Source organism: Pseudomonas putida (assembly GCF_028682475.1).
GTDB classification, from domain to species: Bacteria; Pseudomonadota; Gammaproteobacteria; order Pseudomonadales; family Pseudomonadaceae; genus Aquipseudomonas; species Aquipseudomonas putida_AG.
Map to the genome: position 1 here is coordinate 93,369 of NZ_JANHLE010000013.1, position 20,547 is coordinate 113,915.

The 20,547-nt window shown below is 61.8% G+C and carries 23 protein-coding genes and 1 pseudogene; 14 read left to right on the forward strand and 10 right to left on the reverse strand.

The features are described 5' to 3' along the window. Window positions 1-109 precede the first annotated feature (109 nt). Entirely contained in the window at window positions 110-1,450 is a 1,341-nt protein-coding gene (locus tag NPS47_RS13295; protein WP_274295375.1) for an amidohydrolase, read from the reverse strand. 116 nt (window positions 1,451-1,566) lie between these two features. On the opposite strand from NPS47_RS13295, the gene NPS47_RS13300 reads away from it, so the two are divergent. Next, window positions 1,567-2,508 (forward strand): LysR family transcriptional regulator, encoded by a 942-nt coding sequence (locus NPS47_RS13300; RefSeq protein WP_274295376.1) that lies wholly within the window; start codon window positions 1,567-1,569, stop codon window positions 2,506-2,508. A gap of 2 nt (window positions 2,509-2,510) precedes the next feature. Here NPS47_RS13300 and cysZ read toward each other — a convergent pair whose 3' ends face one another. Beyond that, complete coding sequence (gene cysZ, locus NPS47_RS13305; protein ID WP_274295377.1) at window positions 2,511-3,236, reverse strand: sulfate transporter CysZ; 726 nt, start codon at window positions 3,234-3,236, stop codon at window positions 2,511-2,513. A 266-nt stretch (window positions 3,237-3,502) separates the two neighbouring features. Between cysZ and NPS47_RS13310 the strand changes: the two genes are divergently transcribed. Continuing rightward, the gene (locus NPS47_RS13310; RefSeq protein WP_274295378.1) at window positions 3,503-4,102 is read left to right on the forward strand and encodes a peroxiredoxin; all 600 of its coding nucleotides are present in this window, start codon (window positions 3,503-3,505) and stop codon (window positions 4,100-4,102) included. 135 nt (window positions 4,103-4,237) lie between these two features. Beyond that, a complete protein-coding gene (trxB, locus tag NPS47_RS13315; protein WP_274295379.1) occupies window positions 4,238-5,200 on the forward strand; it encodes a thioredoxin-disulfide reductase in 963 nt (320 codons plus the stop codon). 110 nt (window positions 5,201-5,310) lie between these two features. Here the strand turns inward: trxB and nadC are convergent, their stop codons facing one another. Continuing rightward, a complete protein-coding gene (nadC, locus tag NPS47_RS13320; RefSeq protein ID WP_274295380.1) occupies window positions 5,311-6,159 on the reverse strand; it encodes a carboxylating nicotinate-nucleotide diphosphorylase in 849 nt (282 codons plus the stop codon). A gap of 195 nt (window positions 6,160-6,354) precedes the next feature. Between nadC and ampD the strand changes: the two genes are divergently transcribed. The 6 genes and pseudogenes from ampD (at window position 6,355) to NPS47_RS13345 (ending at window position 12,417) form a co-directional block, all read left to right on the forward strand. Beyond that, complete coding sequence (gene ampD / locus NPS47_RS13325) at window positions 6,355-6,921, forward strand: 1,6-anhydro-N-acetylmuramyl-L-alanine amidase AmpD (protein WP_274295381.1); 567 nt, start codon at window positions 6,355-6,357, stop codon at window positions 6,919-6,921. Next, entirely contained in the window at window positions 6,918-7,751 is an 834-nt protein-coding gene (ampE, locus tag NPS47_RS13330; protein ID WP_274295382.1) for a regulatory signaling modulator protein AmpE, read from the forward strand. The genes ampD and ampE overlap by 4 nt, the downstream gene beginning before the upstream one ends. Before the next feature lie 1,211 nt (window positions 7,752-8,962). Continuing rightward, window positions 8,963-9,169: pseudogene (locus NPS47_RS25745) on the forward strand (HAMP domain-containing protein); the annotation flags it as partial. Window positions 9,170-9,319: 150 nt separating this feature from the next. After that, a complete protein-coding gene (locus NPS47_RS25750) occupies window positions 9,320-10,024 on the forward strand; it encodes a methyl-accepting chemotaxis protein (RefSeq protein WP_425313511.1) in 705 nt (234 codons plus the stop codon). 170 nt (window positions 10,025-10,194) lie between these two features. After that, window positions 10,195-11,409 (forward strand): enoyl-ACP reductase FabV, encoded by a 1,215-nt coding sequence (gene fabV, locus NPS47_RS13340; RefSeq protein ID WP_274295384.1) that lies wholly within the window; start codon window positions 10,195-10,197, stop codon window positions 11,407-11,409. Window positions 11,410-11,469: 60 nt separating this feature from the next. Further along, window positions 11,470-12,417, forward strand: a complete 948-nt coding sequence (locus NPS47_RS13345) for an alpha/beta hydrolase family protein (protein WP_274295385.1) — start codon at window positions 11,470-11,472, stop codon at window positions 12,415-12,417. On the opposite strand, the gene NPS47_RS13350 is transcribed toward NPS47_RS13345, so the two are convergent. From NPS47_RS13350 to NPS47_RS13365, 4 genes are read right to left on the reverse strand one after another with little or no spacing between them, the layout of a single operon-like run. After that, window positions 12,398-12,742: a HopJ type III effector protein gene (locus NPS47_RS13350; protein ID WP_274295386.1), complete on the reverse strand. Its 345-nt coding sequence runs from the start codon at window positions 12,740-12,742 to the stop codon at window positions 12,398-12,400. The genes NPS47_RS13345 and NPS47_RS13350 overlap by 20 nt on opposite strands. Next, window positions 12,735-13,031 carry a DUF1244 domain-containing protein gene (locus NPS47_RS13355; protein WP_274295387.1) on the reverse strand — a complete coding sequence of 99 codons (297 nt, stop codon included), beginning with the start codon at window positions 13,029-13,031 and terminating at the stop codon, window positions 12,735-12,737. Before NPS47_RS13355 ends, NPS47_RS13350 begins: the two co-directional genes overlap by 8 nt. Window positions 13,032-13,055: 24 nt before the next feature. Beyond that, complete coding sequence (gene folM / locus NPS47_RS13360; RefSeq protein ID WP_274295388.1) at window positions 13,056-13,754, reverse strand: dihydromonapterin reductase; 699 nt, start codon at window positions 13,752-13,754, stop codon at window positions 13,056-13,058. A gap of 55 nt (window positions 13,755-13,809) precedes the next feature. Continuing rightward, window positions 13,810-14,379 (reverse strand): antibiotic biosynthesis monooxygenase, encoded by a 570-nt coding sequence (locus NPS47_RS13365; RefSeq protein ID WP_274295389.1) that lies wholly within the window; start codon window positions 14,377-14,379, stop codon window positions 13,810-13,812. Window positions 14,380-14,603: 224 nt separating this feature from the next. Between NPS47_RS13365 and NPS47_RS13370 the strand changes: the two genes are divergently transcribed. After that, complete coding sequence (locus tag NPS47_RS13370) at window positions 14,604-15,554, forward strand: MerR family transcriptional regulator (RefSeq protein WP_274295390.1); 951 nt, start codon at window positions 14,604-14,606, stop codon at window positions 15,552-15,554. On the opposite strand, the gene NPS47_RS13375 is transcribed toward NPS47_RS13370, so the two are convergent. After that, window positions 15,539-16,156, reverse strand: a complete 618-nt coding sequence (locus NPS47_RS13375; protein WP_274295391.1) for a hypothetical protein — start codon at window positions 16,154-16,156, stop codon at window positions 15,539-15,541. The genes NPS47_RS13370 and NPS47_RS13375 overlap by 16 nt on opposite strands. Window positions 16,157-16,228: 72 nt before the next feature. Further along, window positions 16,229-16,687, reverse strand: a complete 459-nt coding sequence (locus tag NPS47_RS13380) for a PAS domain-containing protein (RefSeq protein ID WP_274295392.1) — start codon at window positions 16,685-16,687, stop codon at window positions 16,229-16,231. Window positions 16,688-16,825: 138 nt separating this feature from the next. Between NPS47_RS13380 and NPS47_RS13385 the strand changes: the two genes are divergently transcribed. Next, on the forward strand, window positions 16,826-17,281 hold the full coding sequence (locus NPS47_RS13385; protein ID WP_274295393.1) for a flavodoxin: 456 nt from the start codon (window positions 16,826-16,828) through the stop codon (window positions 17,279-17,281). Here NPS47_RS13385 and NPS47_RS13390 read toward each other — a convergent pair whose 3' ends face one another. Next, window positions 17,282-18,169 carry a LysR family transcriptional regulator gene (locus NPS47_RS13390; protein WP_274295394.1) on the reverse strand — a complete coding sequence of 296 codons (888 nt, stop codon included), beginning with the start codon at window positions 18,167-18,169 and terminating at the stop codon, window positions 17,282-17,284. A 97-nt stretch (window positions 18,170-18,266) separates the two neighbouring features. On the opposite strand from NPS47_RS13390, the gene NPS47_RS13395 reads away from it, so the two are divergent. From NPS47_RS13395 to NPS47_RS13405, 3 genes are all read left to right on the forward strand, one after another. Then, on the forward strand, window positions 18,267-18,653 hold the full coding sequence (locus tag NPS47_RS13395; protein ID WP_274295395.1) for a CidA/LrgA family protein: 387 nt from the start codon (window positions 18,267-18,269) through the stop codon (window positions 18,651-18,653). After that, complete coding sequence (locus NPS47_RS13400; protein WP_274295396.1) at window positions 18,643-19,329, forward strand: LrgB family protein; 687 nt, start codon at window positions 18,643-18,645, stop codon at window positions 19,327-19,329. The genes NPS47_RS13395 and NPS47_RS13400 overlap by 11 nt, the downstream gene beginning before the upstream one ends. A 186-nt stretch (window positions 19,330-19,515) precedes the next feature. Next, the gene (locus NPS47_RS13405) at window positions 19,516-20,421 is read left to right on the forward strand and encodes an alpha/beta fold hydrolase (RefSeq protein ID WP_274295397.1); all 906 of its coding nucleotides are present in this window, start codon (window positions 19,516-19,518) and stop codon (window positions 20,419-20,421) included. The last annotated feature ends 126 nt before the right edge of the window (window positions 20,422-20,547 follow it).

Below are 20,547 nucleotides of genomic sequence, written 5' to 3' on the forward strand. Positions count from 1 at the left end.
TAGCCTCAGCGGGTGGGAACACTCTCGGTGGGAGCGGGCTTGCCCCGCGATGCGATGTGGCTGACAGTCCGCAATCGCGGGGCAAGCCCGCTCCCACCGGTGCGCGCCCTTAGAGCGGTTTGTTGAAGAATGCGCTCAATGTCGCGCTAACTGCCCGTGCCCCCGTGGTGATAGCGGGCAGCTCCACGACAAAGCCGGGCGTATGGTTCATCGCCGCTGGCAGTTGTTTCTTCTCGACCAGGTTCTTGTACGCATCGGGCTTGCCCGACCCTACCTCGATAAACAGCACCTTGGTATCCGGGTAAGGACTGGCCAGCATGTGGAAGTCCTCCGAGCCCATCAGCGGTGGCACGCCCGGCAATACCTTGTCGGCACCCAGTTGCTGCACCAGTGCGGCCTGGGCCAGTTCGGTCTGCGCCTTGCCGTTGAATACCGGGGTGGCATAGCCCTTCATGGTGTATTTCGCCTGGTAGTCGGCCGGCATGTCGTTCATCACCAGCACGCCGCGGGTGACCGATTTGATGCCTTCAATCATCCGCTCGCGCACCTGGGCGTCGTACCAGCGCAAGTTGAGTTTGAGCGTGGCACTGACCGGGATGATGTTGTTGTTGACCCCGGCCTGAAAGGCGCCAACGGTGAGCACCGCAGGTTTGGACTGATCGAGCATGCGGCTGATGATGGTCTGGTAGCCCATGACCGCCATGGCCCCCATCACCACAGGGTCCTTGGTCACATGCGGGGTCGATCCGTGCCCACCGATGCCCGGCAACTCGACGTCGATCTGGTCGGTGCCGGCCAGGCGCGGCCCTTCGCGCAGGCCGACGCTGTCAGCCGGATAGACCGGCGACACATGCGCGGCCACCAGTACGTCAGGCTTGGGGGCAAAGTCGTAGAGGCCGTTGTTGACCATGGCCGTGGCCCCTTCGAGGAGTTCTTCCGCCGGCTGTGCGACCAGCACCAGGGTGCCTGACCACTGGTCCTTGAGCTGGTTCATGACCTTGGCCACCTCGATCAGCCAGGTGGTATGCGCATCATGGCCACAGGCATGCATGACCGGCTGGCTGGGGTTGCCGAGCCAGGGCGTGACCTTGCTGCTCTGGTAGGGCAGGCCGGTGGCCTCCTTGATCGGCAAGGCGTCCATGTCGGCACGGTACATCACCACCGGCCCCGGGCCGTTGCGCAGGATACCCACGACGCCGGTGGTCCCTATTGCCGTCTTCACCTCAAAGCCCTGCTCCTTAAGGGCTGTGGCCACCCGCGCGGCGGTTTCCTTCTCCTGGAAGGCCAACTCCGGATTGCGGTGCAGCTGTTTGAACAGCTCGATCATCTGCCCTTCGTCCTGCTTTACCAGGGTGTCGATACGGGTGTTCAGGTCGGTTGGCGCAGCGTGTACCGAGAGGGCGCTGAAACAGGCAAGGGCAAGAACGCTGGAGCGAAGAGGGAAGGGCATGGCGTCAATCCTTGTACGGATAATTATTGTTCTGAAGGTGCTGTGTTGCATGGGCAAACAAGTCTGTGTATCTATGCCTGGTGCGTCCAATGCAAAAATAATCAAGGATTGATGCAGTGACTGAATCAATTGATTTGAAGCGGATCCGCCATCTGGTGTTGCTCAGCGAGGAGTTGCACTTCTCCCGTGCGGCCGAGCGGGCCAACCTCTCGCAGACCGCTTTTAGCCGCAGCATTCAGTCGCTGGAAGCCGATCTCGGGGTGCGCCTGTTCGACCGTGACACCCGTTCGGTGATGCTTACCGCTGCCGGGCGGCAACTGTTGGCCAGCGGGCGGGAATTGCTCGGGTGTGCCGGGCGGCTGCTGGCCGAGGCGAATCACATTGCCCAGGCCGAAGGCGGCGAATTGAATTTCGGCGCCGGCATGATGGCGGCCAATTTGTACCTGCAGGATGCGCTGACCGTGCTGCGCAAGCGTCTTCCCAAGCTGGTGATGAAGGTCGAGGTCAATCACTGGAATCAGCTGGTTCAGCGTCTGGAGCAGGATCAGATCGAGTTCTTCGTCGCCTATACCTGTGATCCGGCCCGCACGTCCGATCCGCGGTTCGAGATCACCCCGTTGCCTGCGGTGCCTGCTTCAGTTTTCTGTCGGGGCGAGCATCCGCTGACTCAGCAAAGGTCAGCGCTGACTCGCCAGCAGCTGCTGGACTATCCGTGGAGTTCGGTGCTTTTCGATGAGATCGCGCCGGTGCGCTTGCGTGAACTGCTGGGGTTGGCCGAGGGCACCGTGGCGCCACTGGACCTGGGCTGCAATGACTTGCAGTTGTTACGCGGGACGACGCTGGGCAGCGATGCGTTGCTGTTCACCTGGCGCGCCTGGCTTGAACAGGACCTGCGCACTGGCGCGATCCGCGATCTGGGCGCGTTGCTGCAGCCTGGCCTGGCCGGTGGTGGCTGCAGCATCGCCAGTGCCATTGTCTGTCACGCCGGACGTAGCTTGTCGCCGATTGCGCGGCAGGCCATCGAGCTGATCAAGGCGGCGGCCGACAGGCCGCAGTGAGATCAGCGTTCGCGCACCCAGAACAACGTGGCACCTGCCACCGCGGCTGGCATCATCAGGATGTTGACGAAGGGAATCATCAACGCCAGGTAGGTGATGCCGCCAAAGCCCAGGCTCTGCCAGCGCTTTTCACGCAGCCAGGCGAGCATGTCCTGCCAGCTCATCTTGTGGTTGTCGGCCGGGTAGTCGATGTACTGGATGGCCATCATCCAGATGCCGAACAGCAGCCACAACGGTGCGGCGATGATGTTGATCACCGGGATCAGCGAGAGAATCAACAGCGCGATTGCGCGCGGCAAGAAATACCCCAGCTTGCGCATCTCGCGGCCCAGGGTGCGTGGCACCATGGCCATCAGTTCGGCCCAGCTGAAGGCCGGGAAGTCATCGGTGCCGCGCACCACCACTTCGACCTTCTCCGCCAGGAAACCATTGAACGGCGCGGCAATGATGTTGGCGAGCATAGTGAAGGTGAAGAACACCATCAGCGCTACAAGCGCCACGAACAGTGGCCACAGCACATAATTGAGAAAACTCAGCCAGCCCGGCAGGCTGGGCATCAGCGAGTCGACCCAGAGGCTGAACTGATGACCGGCAAAGTAGATCAGGCCGACGAACAGCAGCAGGTTGACTGCCAGGGGCAGCAACACGAACAGGCGCAGGCTCGGGCTCAGGACCAGTTTCAGTCCTTCGCGCAGGTACTGAGGGCCAGAGAGGACAGGGGCTTGCATAGAGGACTCCGGGTAAAGGCAAACGCGCTGACCTTACCGAGTTTGAGCTGCCGACGAAAGCGCGGCGCAAGCCGGGACACGGGCTGTAACAAAAGCTCGGCAGGTTGCGCGACATCCCTTAATAGGCAAACAGCCGTCGTCCCAGAAGATGAATAGAGGCGGCCTATAAGGTGGATTGTCTAAGGATATTTCCTTAATCTCTGCGGCCTCGCTAAAGTGCGCACATCTTTTCAACGCCTTCGAATTTTAATCTTCAAGGAGTTTTCATGAGCATTCTGGTTAACAAGCAAGCCCCTGATTTCGATGCGGCGGCGGTACTGGGCGACGGTTCGATCGTCGACAGCTTCAAGCTTTCTTCGCTGCGCGGCAAATACGTCGTGTTGTTCTTCTGGCCGCTGGACTTCACCTTTGTCTGCCCGTCGGAAATCATTGCCCACAACAACCGCATGGACAAATTCCGTGAGCTGGGTGTGGACGTGGTCGGTGTCTCCATCGACTCGCAGTTCACCCACCACGCCTGGCGCAGCACGCCGGTCGAGAAGGGCGGGATCGGCGAGGTCGAGTTCACCATGGTTGCCGACGTCAAGCACGAGATCACCCGTGCCTACGGTATCGAGCACGATGCCGGTGTAGCACTGCGTGCCTCGTTCCTGATCGACCAGCAAGGCGTGGTTCAGCACCAGGTGGTCAACAACCTGCCGCTGGGTCGTGAAGTCGACGAGATGATCCGTCTGGTCGAAGCCCTGCAGTTCACCGAACAGCACGGTGAAGTCTGCCCGGCCGGCTGGCGCCCAGGCCAGAAAGGCATGAAGGCTGACGCCAAGGGCGTTGCCGACTACCTGGCAGAAAACGCTGCCAGCCTGTAAGGCTCAGGCTTAACGATTTTCAGGACCTGCGGCCAAAAGCCTTCCCCAAGTGCTTCGCAGGTTCTTTTTTATTCCAGCCGGCGATCCCGGCGTGACGGGACTGGTCAGTGAGTGCCGGCCCGAGAGGAGTGTGAGATGTCTGAAGTACGTCATTCGCGAGTGATTATCCTCGGTTCCGGCCCTGCCGGTTACAGCGCTGCGGTCTACGCTGCGCGTGCCAACCTCAAGCCGCTGCTGATCACCGGCATGCAGGCTGGCGGCCAGCTGACCACCACCACCGAAGTCGACAACTGGCCGGGCGATGCCCACGGTCTGACCGGCCCGGCGCTGATGCAACGCATGCAGGAACACGCCGAGCGCTTCGAGACTGAAGTGGTGTTCGACCACATCAACGCCGTCGACCTGGCCAGCAAGCCGTACACCCTCAAAGGCGACAGCGCCACCTACACCTGCGATGCACTGATCATCGCCACCGGTGCCAGCGCTCGATACCTGGGCCTGCCATCGGAAGAAGCGTTCATGGGCAAAGGCGTTTCCGCTTGCGCCACTTGCGACGGCTTCTTCTACCGCAACAAGCCTGTGGCCGTGGTGGGTGGTGGTAACACTGCCGTCGAAGAGGCCTTGTACCTGGCCAACATCGCTAGCAAAGTCACCCTGGTGCACCGCCGCGAGACTTTCCGCGCCGAGAAGATCCTGATCGACAAGCTCAACGCCCGTGTGGCCGAAGGCAAGATCGAGCTGAAACTCAACGCCAATCTGGACGAAGTGCTGGGCGACGACATGGGCGTCACCGGTGCACGTCTGAAGAACAACGACGGCAGCTTCGATGAAATCAAGGTTGACGGTGTGTTCATCGCCATCGGCCACACCCCGAACACGTCGCTGTTCGAAGGCCAGCTGACCCTCAAGGACGGCTACCTGGTGGTCAACGGCGGCCGTGACGGCAACGCCACTGCCACCAACGTTGAAGGTGTGTTTGCTGCGGGCGACGTGGCTGACCACGTTTATCGTCAGGCCATCACCTCGGCCGGTGCCGGCTGCATGGCGGCGCTGGACGTCGAGCGCTACCTGGATGGTCTGCAGAACGCAGCGCACTGATCAAGCGGCGAGCGCTTTGCGCTCAATCGCTGGCAATGCCAGCTCCCACAGGTTCACTGTGGGATGCAATAAAAAAACCGGCCTGATGGCCGGTTTTTTTATGGGTGCTCTCAGAGGCTGAGGCGCATCGACAGATCCACCGCCTTCACATCCTTGGTCATGGCGCCAATCGAGATGTAGTCCACGCCGGTCTCGGCGATCACCCGCAGTGTGCTTTCATTGACCCCGCCACTGGCTTCGAGCTTGGCCTTGCCGGCGTTCAGGCGCACGGCTTCGCGCATGTCGTCCAGGCTCAGCTCGTCGAGCATGACGATGTCGGCGCCGGCCTCCAGCGCTTGCTTGAGTTCATCCAGGCTTTCCACTTCAACCTCCACCGGCTTGCCGGGGGCGATCTTGTGGGCGGCGTTGATGGCCTGGGCAATACCACCGCTGGCGGCAATGTGGTTTTCCTTGATCAGGAAGGCATCGAACAGGCCGATGCGGTGATTGTGGCAACCGCCGCAGGTAACCGCGTACTTCTGCGCCAGGCGCAGGCCCGGCAGGGTCTTGCGGGTGTCGAGCAGTTTGACCTGGGTGTCGGCGACCATGTCGGCAAGGAACTGCGCGCGAGTCGCCACGCCCGAAAGCATCTGCAGGAAATTCAGCGCACTGCGCTCGCCGGTCAGCAGCGAGCGTGCCGGGCCTTCAAGGTGAAACAACACCTGGTTGGCCTGCGCGCGCTGACCATCCTTGACCTGCCAATGCACCGCCACCCGTGGATCAAGCTGACGGAACACGGCGTCGACCCAGGCGGTCCCGGCGATCACGCAATCATCGCGGGTAATGATGGTGGCCTGGGCCAGGCGCTCGGCCGGGATCAGTTGGGCGGTGATGTCGCCGCTGCCGATGTCTTCAAGCAGCGCACGGCGCACGTTGGCTTCGATTTCGGCGGTCAGGTCGGCGAGGCGTAAATTCGGCATGGCAGGCTCCACAAGCTAAGTGCTCGCGATTATAGGGCAGCCGGTGTTGGCGAGTGTCTTGATTTTGGCAAATAATACGATATGTATTTTATCCGTGATCATGCCCGACCCGCTTGGCTGCCACACGTTTTAACGATGCATCCCGTCACGCCTCGGGGCATACTGGGGGCGTGCTCTTGTGCCTCAGGATCTTCTATGCAACTGGACCGCGCTACAGGCTGGTTCGCCGGTATCACCCATTGCCCTTCACCGAACTTCAATGCCCGCGCCGAAGGTGAGGTTATCTCCCTGCTGGTCATTCACAACATCAGCCTGCCACCGGCGCAGTTTGCCACCGGCAAGGTCCAGGAGTTCTTCCAGAACCGCCTGGATCCCAACGAACACCCCTACTTCGAAGGGATCAAGCATTTGCGCGTGTCCGCGCATTTTCTGATCGAGCGTGACGGCAAGGTCACCCAGTTTGTCTCCTGTCTGGACCGTGCCTGGCATGCCGGGGTGTCCTGCTTTGCCGGGCGCGAGGCGTGCAACGACTTCTCCATCGGTATCGAGCTGGAAGGCACTGACGAGCTGCCTTTCACCGATGCTCAGTATCAGGCGCTGCAGGGCCTGACCCGGCAGATCCAGGCGGCCTGGCCGGCCATCGACGCGCAACGGATTCAAGGTCACAGCGATATCGCCCCGGGGCGCAAGACCGACCCGGGCCCGGCTTTCGACTGGCCGCGCTACCGAGCGGCCCTCAAGGACAACGAGGACAGATCATGAGTTTTCTGGTGTTGTTACTGGTGTTGTGGGTCGAGAAATTCTCGGCACTGCGCCAGCGACTGCAACGCGATGGTTTCTTTCTCACTGAACTGGCGCGCCTGGAGCGCAACGGCAAGGATCACCCGTGGTGGGTGTTGTCGATCCTGGTGTTGTTGCCAGTGGCCGTGCTGGCCTTGTTGCTGCAGGTGCTGGAGCCAGTTGCCTATGGCCTGCTGGCACTGCCGCTGCACCTGCTGGTGCTGATCTACAGCCTGGGGCGTGGTGATGTAAAAGCTTCCCTCGGGCCGTTTCGCGACGCCTGGCGACGGGGTGATGAACAGGCCGCGGTGCATGTCGCCGAGCGCGACCTGGATGTGACCGGCGACGATGCTTCAACGCTGCTCGAACGGGTTCAGGGGCACTTGCTGTGGCAAGCCTACCAAAGCTTCTTTGCGGTGATTTTCTGGTATGTGCTGCTGGGCCCGGCGGCGGCGCTGGCCTACCGCTTGCTCGCGCTGACTGCCGAACGTGCCCAGGCGCCAGCGCTGCGCGAGCGTGCCGGGCAATTGCGCCATGCCTTTGACTGGGCGCCGGTACGGGTACTGGGTGTGAGCTTTGCGCTGGTCGGCAATTTTGTCGCGGTCAGCCGGGTGATGCTGCATGAGCTGCTGCACTGGAACATCACTGCGCTCAGGCTGATCGCCGCAGTCGGCCATGTTGCCGGAGAGATGCCCAAGGGTGCGCCAGCGGGCCCTGAAGGGTTGGTCGGGCTGGATTCGCTGTGGGAGCTGCTGCTGCGCTCCGCCGTGCTCTGGTATGCCTGTTTTGCCTTGTGGACGGTGTTGGGCTGATCCCCCCCCCGGTGGGAGCGGGCTTGCCCCGCGATGCGGTGTCACAGTGGGAATGCTATCGCGGGGCAAGCCCGCTCCCACCGAAGACCCGCTCCCACCGGGTAACTGATCTCGGATCGCTAGTCTTTAACCTTAAGTTACAAAACCTCAATCCGATATGCGTTATACAGGTACTGGTGATAATCATCAGTGGCCTAGTGCCATTGTGCGCGCAGAACAATAAGAATCGGAGGGGACTACCCGTGAAGAGCCTGTTGTATCCGGCCATCGCGCTGATGAATCGGTTGAGCTTCGCAATGAAGTTCAGCCTGATAAGTATCCTGTTTTTCCTGCCCATGCTGGTGACCAACTTTTATCTGGTCCGCGATTCCTATGCGCAGTTTCATGCGACCCGGGTCGAGCTGCAGAGCCTTGGGCTGCTGGCAGACAGCCTGGCATTGCGTGGCGACCTGGAGACCCTGGGCAACCTGGTGCAGATCAACGCCGTGCTGGGCCAGTCGGGTAAAGCCCAGGATGTCGAGGCGCAGATCGCCCGTCTTGAGCAGCAGGTGCTCAAACGCCTGGCGGGGCTGACTGCGGTGATTGCCGATGAAGAGCAGGCCAGGGATTTTCATGCCAAGCGCGACGAAATGCTCAACCAGCTCAAGGCTGCCCTGGCAGAGTCGTCGCTGCTGAGCAAAGTGGCTTACCTGGACAAGCTGTTGGGTCAGTCCCAGGTGCTGAGCAAAATGATTGCCAGCCAGGCCGGACTCAGTCAGGACAGCGATCCGGTGATTCGCCAACTCACCGAACTGATGACCACGGTGACTCCGGAAGTCACCCAGACCCTCGGCGAAGGCCGGACAATGGGCGCCTATTCCCTGGGCCAGGGATTTCTCAATTCTGCGGTCAGCACCCGCTTCGAGGATTTGCTGCAGCGCCTGGACAAGCTTGCCGCCAATTACGCCCTCAGGGTTCAGGATGCCTTGGCCACCGAGCCCGGGGCGCAAGCGCGTCTGGGCAGCCTGGCCGCTACTAGCCAGGCGTCGTTGAAACAGGCCAGCGAGCTGTTCGAAGAACAGGTGGTGGTGGCCGAAACCCTCGATGCACCGTGGACGGCGTTCTACAAGCAGGTCAGTGATCTGATGGCGCAGACTTACGCACTCAACACCGCTACGGGCGAGTTTCTCGATCAGCAGTTGCAACAGCGTCTGGGCGAGCATCGTTTGCACATGATCCTGCTGGTGTCAGCGCTGGCAGGGGTGTTTTTGCTGATTGTCTACCTCTACAGCGGCTTCTACGCCTCGACCCGGCATACGCTGAAAAGCCTCGGTGCCGTCATGGACAAGGTGGCCGCCGGCGACATGACCGTGAACTTCCGCGCCAGCAGCCGTGATGAACTGGGTGAACTGGGCCAGGTGTTCAATGGCACCGTGCGGCGCATTCATGACCTGATCGAGCAGGTCGGCCACACCGTGGTCGAAGTCGAGCGCCAGGCGGAACAGGTGCATGCCGTGTCGGCCCGCAGTAACCAGGCGGTCAGTGGCCAGCGCGGGCAGATCGAACAGGTCGCCACCGCCATGAACCAGATGTCGGCCACCGCCCAGGAAGTGGCGCGCAGTGCCGCAACAGCGGTCAACAGTGCCCACAGCGTCAATCAGGAAACCGTCAGCGGTCGCGGCCTGGTCGAATCCCAGCAAGGCAACATCGTGCGCCTGGCCGGCGAAATCGATCAGTCGGTGGTGGTGATCAACCAGTTGGCCAGCGACAGTCAGGCCATCAGCCGGGTGCTGGAAGTGATCAAGAGCATCGCCGAGCAGACCAATCTGCTTGCCCTCAATGCCGCCATCGAGGCGGCACGGGCCGGCGAGCAGGGACGCGGCTTTGCCGTGGTGGCTGACGAGGTCCGCACCCTGGCCAAGCGCACCCAGCACTCGACCGAAGAAATCGAACAGATGATTTCGCGCCTGCAGGGCGGTGTCGGTGCGGCGGTCAAGGCCATGGACGCCAGTCACCAGGTGGCTGCCGGCACGGTCGGGCAGTCGCAGCAGGTGCAGCAGGCGCTGGAGAACATTCTCGGCGCGGTCGGCAGTATCGTTAACCAGAACCAGCAGATTGCCGCGGCCGTGGAGCAACAGACGGCGGTTGCGCATGACATCGACCGGAACATCGTCGAGATCAATCGCGCAGCCGAACACACCACCCAGGGTGCTCACCAGACGGAAGATGCCAGCCGCCAGCTGTCCGCCCAGGTGATGGAGCTCAAGCGCCTGATCGGCGCGTTCAGGGTCTGAGATCTGCGGTTGCTGATCTTTTCCACGCTGTGACAAAGTAGCGCCCTGAAGGATTCCAGGGAGCCGGATGTGTCGGCAACGCTGCGGGTGTAGTCTCACCCTCACAGCAACGGAACCTCGAGTCCCCGCGATTCGGCTCCCTCAGCACATTCACTGACGAGGTACAGACATTGGCCATCATCCACCCTAAAGTTCGCGGTTTTATCTGCACCACTACGCATCCGACCGGCTGCGAGCTGAACGTACGTGATCAGATCGAAGCCACCCGCAAGCAGGGCGTGCGCAAGGATGGTCCGAAGAAGGTCCTGGTGATCGGTGCCTCCAGCGGCTACGGCCTGGCGGCGCGCATCACCGCAGCGTTCGGCTTCGGTGCCGACACCCTGGGTGTGTTCTTCGAAAAGCCGGGTACCGAGACCAAGCCAGGCACCGCCGGCTGGTACAACGCCGCAGCGTTCGACAAGTTCGCCAAGGCCGAAGGCCTGTACAGCAAGTCGATCAACGGCGACGCCTTCTCCGATGAAGCGCGGGCCAAGGTCATCGAGCTGATCAAGAACGAAATGGGCGGCCAGGTCGATCTGGTGATCTACTCCCTGGCCTCGCCAGTGCGCAAGCTGCCTGCCTCGGCCGGTGAGCGCGCGGGCGAACTGGTACGCTCGGCCCTCAAGCCAATCGGCCAGCCGTACAAGTCGACCGCCATCGACACCAACAAGGACACCATCATCGAGGCGTCGATCGAGCCTGCCAGCGAGCAGGAAATCGCCGACACCGTGACCGTCATGGGTGGCCAGGACTGGGAACTGTGGATCGATGCCCTGAACGCCGCCGGCGTGCTGGCGCCACAGGCCCGCACCGTGGCCTTCAGCTACATCGGCACCGAGATCACCTGGCCGATCTACTGGCACGGCGCCCTGGGCAAGGCCAAGCAGGATCTGGACGAGACCGCCCAGCGCCTGAGCAAAAAAGTCGGCGGTAGCGCCAACGTCGCCGTGCTCAAGTCGGTGGTCACCCAGGCCAGCTCGGCCATTCCAGTCATGCCGCTGTACCTGTCGATGGTCTTCAAGATCATGCAGGAGAAGGGCGTTCACGAAGGTACCCAGGACCAACTCGACCGCATGTTCCGTGACCGCATGTACCGTGCTGACGGTGCTCCGGCGCAGCTGGACGAGAAAGGCCGCCTGCGCCTGGACGACTGGGAACTGCGCGACGACGTGCAGGATGCCTGCAAGGCCATGTGGCCGCAGGTCACCACCGAGAACCTGTTTGAAATGACCGACTACGCCGGTTACAAGAAGCAGTTCCTCAACCTGTTCGGTTTCGAGCGTGCGGACGTCGACTACGACGCCGACGTCGCCACCGACGTGAAGTTTGACTGCATCGAGCTGTAACCCAGCCCTCGTCGCCACCTCTGGGTTCGCTCAGGGGGGGCGACTGATTGAGGTTCCCCTATGAGCAGCCTCGAAACATTTCCTCCTCTGCCAGCCGCCAGCAACACCGCACAGGCATTTTGTGAACGTGCAGGCGATGGTTATCCCCTTGGCGGCTTTTGTTGGCGCCACCCGCTGCCGGACAGCACGCGCCCGGTGGTGATCATCAACGCGGCCACTTCGGTGCGCTGCAGCTATTACGCCCGCTTTGCCCAGTACCTGTTCAGCCACGGCTTCGATGTCATGACCTATGACTATCGCGGCATCGGTGAGTCGCGCCCGGCGTCCATGCGTCACTTCCAGGCGTCCTGGACCGACTGGGGCAGATTGGACTTCGAGGCGATGCTGCAGCGTGCTGGCCGGGAATTTCCGGGGCAACCGGTCGATGTCGTCGGTCACAGCTTTGGTGGTTGTGCGGCGGGATTGGCGGCGTCGTCCGTGCAAGTACGCAGGCTGGTCACGGTGGGGGCGCAGTTTGCCTACTGGCGTGATTACGCCGCGGACAGCCGTTGGCAGCTGTTCGGTAAGTGGCACGTGTTGATGCCGCTGCTGACTCGCGTATTTGGCTATTTCCCCGGCAAGCGCCTGGGTTGGCTGGAAGACACGCCGGCCGGGGTGGTGAAGGACTGGAGCACGCTGACGGCGGCTTACGAGCTGCGCCCCAGCGGCAAGGCACTGGATGATTTGCCGTTTGCTCAGGTGACAGCACAGACGCTGGCGATCAGTCTGACCGACGATCCCTTTGGCACGGTCGCGGCGATCGAGCGGCTACTGGGTTACTTCAGGTCCAGCCCGCGTAGCCATTTGCGCATTGCACCTGGCGATATCGACGAAGTGCAGATCGGCCATTTCGCCTTTTTCCACAATCGCTTTCAAACTCGGCTCTGGCCAATTGCCCTGCAATGGTTGCAGCAGGGGCAACTGGCCGAAGGTACGCCGGGACGCTTGATTACGCCTGACGAGCCTTGAGCGGCTGGGCGGAGAACTTCACCCCGGCCAGGCCATGCTTGATCAGCGCGCGGATATTGCCGTGGTCGCTGCCTTCTGGGGTGGCCAGTACCGAGCGGTAGTGTTCGCCGAAGGCCAGCAGCGCTTCTTCATCGCTCAGGCCTTCAAGCAGGGCCAGGCCCAGGGTCTTGCACGAACCTTCGTTCTGCCCGGCGGCGTTTTCCACGCCACCGTTGTTGAACGCTTGCGGTTGGTAATCGTAGTTCGCAGCGATGAACGCCAGGGTGTCGGCGAATTGATGCTCACCGGACTTCAGGCTGCTGCGCAGGGTGTTCAGATCAGTCATTGGGCTTTCCTTTGGCGAACGCCGCTTGCTGTTCGGCGCTGGCTTCTTTCTGGTATTGGGCTTTCCACTCGGTGTAAGGCATGCCGTAGACCACTTCGCGGGCCTCGTCCATGCTCAGCTCGATCTGACGCTCGTCGGCCGCAGCCTTGTACCACTTGGACAGGCAGTTGCGGCAGAAGCCGGAAAGGTTCATCAGGTCGATGTTCTGCACATCCTTGCGGCTGTCCAGGTGAGCCACCAGGCGGCGGAAGGCCGCGGCTTCGAGCTCGAGTTTCTGTTGGTCGTTCATGGTCGTTCTCGTGACAAGGACAATTCAGTCTACCGCGATGCGGTTTTTCAGGTGGCGGCCACCGTTGATGACCACGTTGCTGCCGGTGCTGTACTGGCTGTCGAGGAGGAACTGCACCGCCTCGATCAGCGGTTGAGCGCCGGGCTCGAATTCCAGCAAGGCCTTCTTCAGGGTTTGCTGCCGATAGGCTTCGTCGCTGTTTTCCTTGAGGATCAGCAGCCCCGGCAGGATTGCGTTGACCCTGACCACCGGCGCGTATTTTTCCGCGAAAGACAGCACCATGTTCTGCAGCGCGGCCTTGGTGGCGGCATAGCCGATATGACTCTTGCTGCCGCGCGAGGAGGTCTCGTCGCAGATGTGGATGATATCGGCCTTGGCCATTTTCAGCAGTTGCTCGCCCAGCGCCAAGTTCAGGTGATAGGGCGCTTCGACATGCAGCTTGAACATGGTGTTGAGGTTGGCCAGATCGTCATCGAGCCACAACGAAGCGTTGTGGATGATTGCCCGCAGGCCGTCATAGTTGCTCTTGAGGTGCTCGATCAAGGCCTGGCGGTCTTCTTCGCGGCACAGGTCGGCCTGGAACTGGATGATGTTCGGGTGCGCAGCCTCAGGGCTTTTGCTACGGCTGGCGCTGACCACGGTATGGCCGGCCTGCGCCAGGTTCAGGGCCAACGCCAGTCCGACTCGCTGGCTGGCTCCGGTGACAAGAATTGGGCTGTTCATGGTGGGGGCAGTCAACTTTTACAGGTTCGCTTGGATAACCCCCAGCATACCCGAACTAGGCCGGGTTGCGCGCACCCTGCGGCCCACAGCCGCGCGTCGGGGCATTGAGCCAGTTGGCCAGCAAGCGGGTCGACAGCGGAATGAAGCAATACACCATCATCGGCGTCAGCCCCAGGGTGCTGAGAAGGATCCGTGGCACCAGGTCGAGGGCACTGAGCCAGTGGCCGAACAGCAGGTTGAACAACAGCGAGACCGGAAAGAACGCCAGCCAGATTGCCACGGCTTGTTTCCAGCGCGGCGGACGATGCACCGGATTGCTGCCGAACCAGCCGTCCAGGCCGCTGGCGCGCAGCTCTTGCGGTTGCTCGAACAGGCCGTTGCCACGATCCAGCCAGGCCCTGCGCGAGGCCGAGTGCTCCCAGGCCTGCATGGTCTGCTCGCTGGTGAAGCGGAAGATGATCTGAAACTCGTCACCCTGCGGCGGTGGCGCAAGGACGCCGGAGCCCAGGTAGCCGGTGAAGTCGGTGGCCAGTTGTTCGCCTTCGTGCAGCCAGCTCATCAGATCCTGATAACGGCCTTGGGCGACACGGCGCGTCACCATCAAGGTAACGGGTGGGGTAGACATTGTGTATCTCCTGGCAACTGGGCGTGGCGGGTGGCCGGCCCATGGCATGCGTCCGGGGTGGTGGACGGCATCTGCTTGCATGCAAAAAGCGGGCACGGATTATTCCTGAAATAACCTGACTCGTCAGTGCTGAGGCGTTGCCAGCCCGAACAAATGCCAATGGTCGCTACCTACTGCGCGGAGTAGAATGGCCGTCATCCCTCAAGAATCGTGGTTTTCCGGCAATGCTTGAACCTGCCCAGCCTTCGTTGAATCCCGGTGATCTCGCTCATGAGGAGCTGTTCCCCATTCGCGAAGTCTCGCGTCTGACAGGCATCAACCCGGTCACCTTGCGCGCGTGGGAGCGCCGTTATGGGCTCATTCAGCCGACGCGCACCGAAAGTGGGCACCGGCTGTATTCCCAAGCCGATATCGATGAAGTCCGTAATATTCTCGGCTGGATCGAGCGGGGGGTGGCGGTCAGCAAGGTCGGCAAGATTCTCTCCCGCAGCCAAAGCCTTAAACCGCAGGCTGAAGCGGTGCACAGCCAGGCTTCCCAGGACGACTTCAAACAATGGCAGCTGCAGTTGCGCCAGGTGGTCAGAGCGTTCGATGAGCGGCGTCTGGAGCAGGTCTACGGCCAGGTGTTCAGCAGTTATCCACTGGTGGTGGCATTCCAGGACATCCTCTTGCCGGTCTGGCAGGAATTGCGTTGCACTCAGGACGCCTTCGGCCACCTCAGCGAATGGCTGTTTCTCGACGGTTTCCTGCGTGGGCGGGTACTGCAGCGTTTGCAGCTGTCTGCTGACCAGCAAGAGGTCAGGGTGGTGCTGGCGGCGATTCCCGGGCATTGCCACGAGCTGGAGTTGCTGGTGACGGCCTTGTTGCTCGGCACCAGTGAAATCGGCGTGACGGTATTGGGCTTGGGTCAGCCTGTGGAAGAACTCAGCCTGGTCTGCGAGCGCATGAATCCGCATGCCCTGGTGCTGTTCTCCAATCACGCCCCGGCGCAGGACCTGCCCAAGCGTCTGGCCCGCCTGGCCTTGGCACTGGAGTGTCCGTTACTGCTGGCAGGGGAGGCTGCTGACCTGGCCCAGGATAGCCTGATCGGCTCGCAAGTCGCGTGCCTGGGCAGTGAAGGGCGTTTGATGCGTCGGCGCTTGCAGCAGTACCTGGCCGGTCACCTGGACAGCTGAGGGTGCAACTCCGGGTGGGCCTGACGGTGGGCCTGGAGGATGTACTCGCGTAGCCGCTCGATCTCCGAGTGCTTGCTCTCACTCAGGTTGTACGCGGCCAGGCTCTTGCCGGTACGCCGCTGCAGGACGCCATGCAAGGCGATGGGCGCGCAATTGTCGGGGGCGAACCACAGGTCGAACGTGCTCGGCGGCTTGGGCTGGTCACGGCATTCCACCAGCACACCCTTGAACGAAATTTCCTTTACCCACAGGCCGGTACTCAGGCCCAGCTCGTCTTCCAGCGCCACCGGCGAATCCAGGGTCAGGCGCCACGGGCGTACCATCGGGCCTTCTTCATAGATGTGCGGTGCGCCCAGTTGCAGCTGCAGGGAATGGAACTCGTCCTCGACCAGGTGCAGGGGAAAGGTCATCTGGTGGTTGTCGAATTGCGCCTGCAAGGTGACCTGCTCCTGGGCGATCAGCCGGGTCAGCAGGTCCTTGATTTCGCTGCCGCCATTGACCATCAGGCGCGACACCGACTCAGCCGCTGAGGGCTGTGAGGTGTGTTGCATGGACCTGATGAAGTCCAGCTCGTCCTGGGTCAGGAGGGCACTTGCTTGCATGGTCGAACTCGAAAATGTCAGTTGTGAATGCAAATCTTCACCGTCATGGACAGCCAAACGGCGTTTTGGTTTTTACCGTTCGTCGCCTTCCAGTTCGGCAATGCGTGCCCGCGCCTGTGCCAGTTCGCGTTCCAGTTCGAGCACCCGCTGTTCGGCCTCGACCTGACGGCTGACATCTTTCTGGATACCGATGAAGTACTTGCGCTTGTCGGCTTCATTGAGCACTGGGGTGATCGACAACTCGTTCCAGAAGGCGCTGCCGTCCTTGCGGTAGTTGCGCAGGATTTCCCGGCTCGGCTGTCCGCTTTTGATCGCTTCGCGGATCAGGGCTCGCGGGGCCTGGTCACGGTCGTCGTTCTGCAGGAAACGGCAATCGCGGTAGAGGATGTCGTTGGCGTCATAACCGGTCAGGCGCTCGAATGCCGGGTTCACATAGAGCAGGATGGTGTCGTCGTCACCTTCCTGTTCAGCGACCACAATGCCGTCGTTGGAGGCATCAATCATGCGTTGCAGCAGTGTGGCGTTGATCATCGGTGAGATCCGCAAGGTAGGTGAATGGGCACGGAGGCTGATTCTAGATGATTGATCTGGACCTCACACGAGGAATGAGGCCTTTTGCCAGTGTCGAATGCTAGTATCCTACGTTTTTACTCAGTTACGGAACCCAGTATGAAAGTCGTCATCCTTTCCGGTTCGGTCTACGGTACGGCCGAAGAAGTCGCACGGCATGCCGAATCGCTGCTCAAGGCTGCAGGATTCGAGGCCTGGCACGCTGCCCGCGCCACGTTGCAAGACCTCCAGGGCTTTGCCCCCGAAGCCTTCCTGGCGGTGACCTCGACTACCGGCATGGGTGAGCTGCCCGACAACCTGCTGCCACTGTTCAGCGAAATGCGTGACGTGCTGCCCGCCGCCTGGCGTGGTCTGCCCGGTGCGGTGATCGGCCTGGGCGACTCCAGCTACGGCGACACGTTCTGTGGCGGCGGTGAGCAGATGCGTGAACTGTTTGCCGAACTGGGCATCAACGAAGTGCAGCCGATGCTGCGTCTCGATGCCAGCGAAACCGTCACCCCGGAAACCGACGCCGAGCCCTGGCTGGCTGAGCTGATCGGCAAGCTGCGCGGCTGATCACGCCACCTGCGGTTGCTCGCGCAGCAATTGCAGCCAGGCCTGGGCGGCCCGCGACAGGTAAGCGCCCTGACGCCAGATGAAGGCGATGTCCCAGCGCAGGTCGGTCGCTTCGCTCAGGGTCAGGCGCACCACCCCGGGGCGTTCCAGGGCCCGCGCCACCACGCTTGGCAGCAGAACAACGCCCTGGCCTGCGGCGACCAGGGCGGCGAGGAAGTCGGCCTGGCCGCTGCGCCCGCCTTCCTTTGGGGTAAACCCCAATTGCTGACAAGCATTGAGCAGTCGGTCATTGAGCACAAAGCTGCGCTGATAGAGCAGGAACGGCGTATCGGCCAACTGCGCCAGGCTGACCTGACCGGCCCCGGCCAGGGGGTGAGCGATGGGCAGCAGGGCATCGAGCGCTTCATTGCAGAACGGCTGGAAGGCGAACGCCGGGTCGTTCGGGGTCAGGCTGCCACCCAGTTCAAGCTCGCCACTCAGTACCGCCTGCTCGACATTCCGGCTGCCGCCTTCAAGCAGGTGAATGGTGATGTTCGGGTAACGTCGGCGGTACTCGGCGAACAGCCGGGCAAACAGCACGTCGCTGCCCAGCAACGGCAGGCCCAGGCGCAGTTCTCCGCGTTCCAGCTGGCTGAGGTCATCGAGTTCGGTCTGCAACTCCTGGTGCAGGCGCAGCATGGCTTCGCCGCGTTCCAGGACGATCTTGCCGGCGGTTGTCAGGTGCAGCTGTGAACCTTGACGTTCAAGCAGCGGCACGCCGAGGTCCTGTTCCAGCTGGGCCACCTGCTTGCTGACCGCCGACTGGCTGATGTGCAAGGTGTGCGAGGCCTGGGTGAAGCCACCGCGATGGATCACTTCAATGAAGCTGCGGAGCTGTTTGAGTTCCATGAGCGGAATTCCATTGTGGAATGGAAGTCAGTCTAACAATTCGTTTTTAGCGTGGCGCAGGGACTTTTAGAATACAGTTCTGAAGAGGTCCCCCGCGATGAAACCCACACCCGTCAAACGTCTCCTGCGCCTGCTCGTCGAGCTGGCGGTATTCCTTGTGCTTTATTGGCTCGGTGGTCAGTTGGCAGCCTGGCTGGGTTGGCCAATCCCGGCCGGGGTCATGGGCCTGGCGCTGTTGTTGCTGGCGTTCGCCCTGGGCTGGTTGAAACCGGCGGCCTTGCAGCTCGGCGCTGGCTTGCTGATGGCTGAAATGCTGCTGTTCTTCATTCCTGCGCTGATGAGCCTGCTCGACTATGGCAGCCTGCTGCGCGATGAGGGCTGGCGGATCCTGCTGGTGATCGGCGTCAGCACCTTGCTGGTCATGGTGCTGACGGCGCTGACCGTGGAGTGGGTGTGCCGCTGGAGCATGCGCCATGACACTTGAGCCGATGCCGCTGTTCTGGCTGGCGCTGACCCTGCTGGCCTATCTGGGCAGCCGCTGGTTGTACCGGCGTACCGGCCGTTACCTGTTGTCGCCGCTGATCCTGGTGCCGCTGGTGCTGCTGGCGATTGCCGTCCCGCTGAACACCGCCTATGCCGAGTATGCGCGCGACACGCACTGGTTGATGTCGGTACTGGGGCCGGTGACGGTGGCCTTCGCCGTGCCGATCTGGCAGCAGCGGGCATTGCTGGCGCGTCACTGGCCGGCCTTGAGTTTGGGCATGCTGGTGGGCAGTGCGGTCTCGATTGCCAGTTCCTGGGGCCTGGCGCAGCTGCTGTCGCTGGATAGCGCGGTGAGCCTGTCGCTGTTGCCGCGTTCGATCACCACGCCCTTTGCCATGCCACTGGCCCGCGATCTGGGTGGGGTGCCGGAACTGACAGCGGTTTTCGTGATGTTTACCGGGGTGCTGGGCGCCATGTTCGGCGGCGTATTGCTCAAGTTCCTGCCGTTGCGCACGCCCCTGGCCCGTGGCGCGCTGTTTGGCGTCGGGGCACATGGTGCCGGGGTCAGCCGGGCCCATGAAGTGGGCGGCGAGGAGGGCTCGGTGGCCGGTTTGGTGATGGTCCTGACCGGGTTGCTCAACCTGTGTGCGGCGCCGCTGCTGACCTTGATGGTGTGAAACAGCACACTATTTTGCCGCCTGACTCACAGAGTCAATAAGCTGGCTGCCAATGCAACTTACCTTTGCCTGGGTGCTGACTAGACTGCACCACAGTAGAGCACACGAATGTGCCGAGGTGATTGCAATGATCGCAACTGATGCCTTGCTCAACACGACAGTCTGCAATTTCGCGAGGCCACGCTGATGTCTCTGGCCGAGATTCCATTGTGTGTCTGGCGTACCCGAGGCCTGAGTTTTACCTTCCGCGGTCAGACCATTCGCTACTGGACGGCAGGGCAAGGCGAGCCGCTGCTGCTTATCCACGGATTTCCCACGGCGAGCTGGGATTGGCATTACTTGTGGACGCCTCTGGCCCAGCGGTACCGGGTGATCGCCTGTGACATGCTCGGTTTCGGCGACTCGGCCAAGCCTGTGCAGCACACCTACAGCCTGATCGAGCAGGCCGATCTGCAGCAGGCCTTGCTTGACCACCTGAAGGTCGATCAGCCGGTGCACCTGCTCGCCCATGATTATGGTGACAGCGTCTCCCAGGAGTTGCTGGCGCGCCACCATGAAGGGCTGGCGAACATTGCCAGCTGCGTGTTTCTCAATGGCGGGCTGTTTCCCGAGTGCCATCGGGCGTTACTGATCCAGAAGTTGTTGCTCAGTCGTCTGGGCTGGCTGGTGGCGCGCTCGTTCGGGCGCGATGACCTGGTGCGCCATGTCACCCAGATCTACGGGCCGTGCACGCATCCCAGCGAAAGCGCGCTGGATGACTACTGGAGCCTGGTGGCCTCGAACCGTGGCACGCGGATCCTGCACAAGCTGGTGTGCTACGTGCCTGAACGTGCGGTGCAGCGCGAACGCTGGGTCGGCGCGTTGCAAAAAGAAGGCGTGCCGCTGCGTTTCATCAATGGTGCGGTCGATCCGGTTTCCGGCGCCCACATGCACGAACGCTACCGGGAGCTGGTGCCCAATCCCGACACCGTGCTGCTGCCAGGCATCGGCCATTACCCCCATACCGAAGCGCCGGTACAGGTGCTGCGCCACTATCTGGCTTTTCGCCAGCAGTCAGTGCAGCCGGTTGCGCAAATGATGGCCTGGTCCTGAGGAGCCGGGCCCGTTGCATCATCTTCCAGCCTTATCGCCTGCCATTCACCCTGTGCCCGCTTGATTGTGCGATGACTGGCGCTGGCCGACACTCGGGCATACCTCGCTGAATTCCCTGGAGTGTTG

Bases quoted from the DNA above. Each gene is read 5' to 3' on its own strand.
- NPS47_RS13295 (WP_274295375.1), bottom strand. From the start codon at position 1,450: ATGCCCTTCCCTCTTCGCTCCAGCGTTCTTGCCCTTGCCTGTTTCAGC.
- cysZ (WP_274295377.1), bottom strand. From the start codon at position 3,236: ATGCAAGCCCCTGTCCTCTCTGGCCCTCAGTACCTGCGCGAAGGACTG.
- NPS47_RS13310 (WP_274295378.1), top strand. From the start codon at position 3,503: ATGAGCATTCTGGTTAACAAGCAAGCCCCTGATTTCGATGCGGCGGCG.
- trxB (WP_274295379.1), top strand. From the start codon at position 4,238: ATGTCTGAAGTACGTCATTCGCGAGTGATTATCCTCGGTTCCGGCCCT.
- nadC (WP_274295380.1), bottom strand. From the start codon at position 6,159: ATGCCGAATTTACGCCTCGCCGACCTGACCGCCGAAATCGAAGCCAAC.
- ampD (WP_274295381.1), top strand. From the start codon at position 6,355: ATGCAACTGGACCGCGCTACAGGCTGGTTCGCCGGTATCACCCATTGC.
- ampE (WP_274295382.1), top strand. From the start codon at position 6,918: ATGAGTTTTCTGGTGTTGTTACTGGTGTTGTGGGTCGAGAAATTCTCG.
- NPS47_RS25750 (WP_425313511.1), top strand. From the start codon at position 9,320: ATGTCGGCCACCGCCCAGGAAGTGGCGCGCAGTGCCGCAACAGCGGTC.
- NPS47_RS13345 (WP_274295385.1), top strand. From the start codon at position 11,470: ATGAGCAGCCTCGAAACATTTCCTCCTCTGCCAGCCGCCAGCAACACC.
- NPS47_RS13350 (WP_274295386.1), bottom strand. From the start codon at position 12,742: ATGACTGATCTGAACACCCTGCGCAGCAGCCTGAAGTCCGGTGAGCAT.
- NPS47_RS13355 (WP_274295387.1), bottom strand. From the start codon at position 13,031: ATGAACGACCAACAGAAACTCGAGCTCGAAGCCGCGGCCTTCCGCCGC.
- folM (WP_274295388.1), bottom strand. From the start codon at position 13,754: ATGAACAGCCCAATTCTTGTCACCGGAGCCAGCCAGCGAGTCGGACTG.
- NPS47_RS13365 (WP_274295389.1), bottom strand. From the start codon at position 14,379: ATGTCTACCCCACCCGTTACCTTGATGGTGACGCGCCGTGTCGCCCAA.
- NPS47_RS13370 (WP_274295390.1), top strand. From the start codon at position 14,604: ATGCTTGAACCTGCCCAGCCTTCGTTGAATCCCGGTGATCTCGCTCAT.
- NPS47_RS13375 (WP_274295391.1), bottom strand. From the start codon at position 16,156: ATGCAAGCAAGTGCCCTCCTGACCCAGGACGAGCTGGACTTCATCAGG.
- NPS47_RS13380 (WP_274295392.1), bottom strand. From the start codon at position 16,687: ATGATCAACGCCACACTGCTGCAACGCATGATTGATGCCTCCAACGAC.
- NPS47_RS13385 (WP_274295393.1), top strand. From the start codon at position 16,826: ATGAAAGTCGTCATCCTTTCCGGTTCGGTCTACGGTACGGCCGAAGAA.
- NPS47_RS13390 (WP_274295394.1), bottom strand. From the start codon at position 18,169: ATGGAACTCAAACAGCTCCGCAGCTTCATTGAAGTGATCCATCGCGGT.
- NPS47_RS13395 (WP_274295395.1), top strand. From the start codon at position 18,267: ATGAAACCCACACCCGTCAAACGTCTCCTGCGCCTGCTCGTCGAGCTG.
- NPS47_RS13400 (WP_274295396.1), top strand. From the start codon at position 18,643: ATGACACTTGAGCCGATGCCGCTGTTCTGGCTGGCGCTGACCCTGCTG.
- NPS47_RS13405 (WP_274295397.1), top strand. From the start codon at position 19,516: ATGTCTCTGGCCGAGATTCCATTGTGTGTCTGGCGTACCCGAGGCCTG.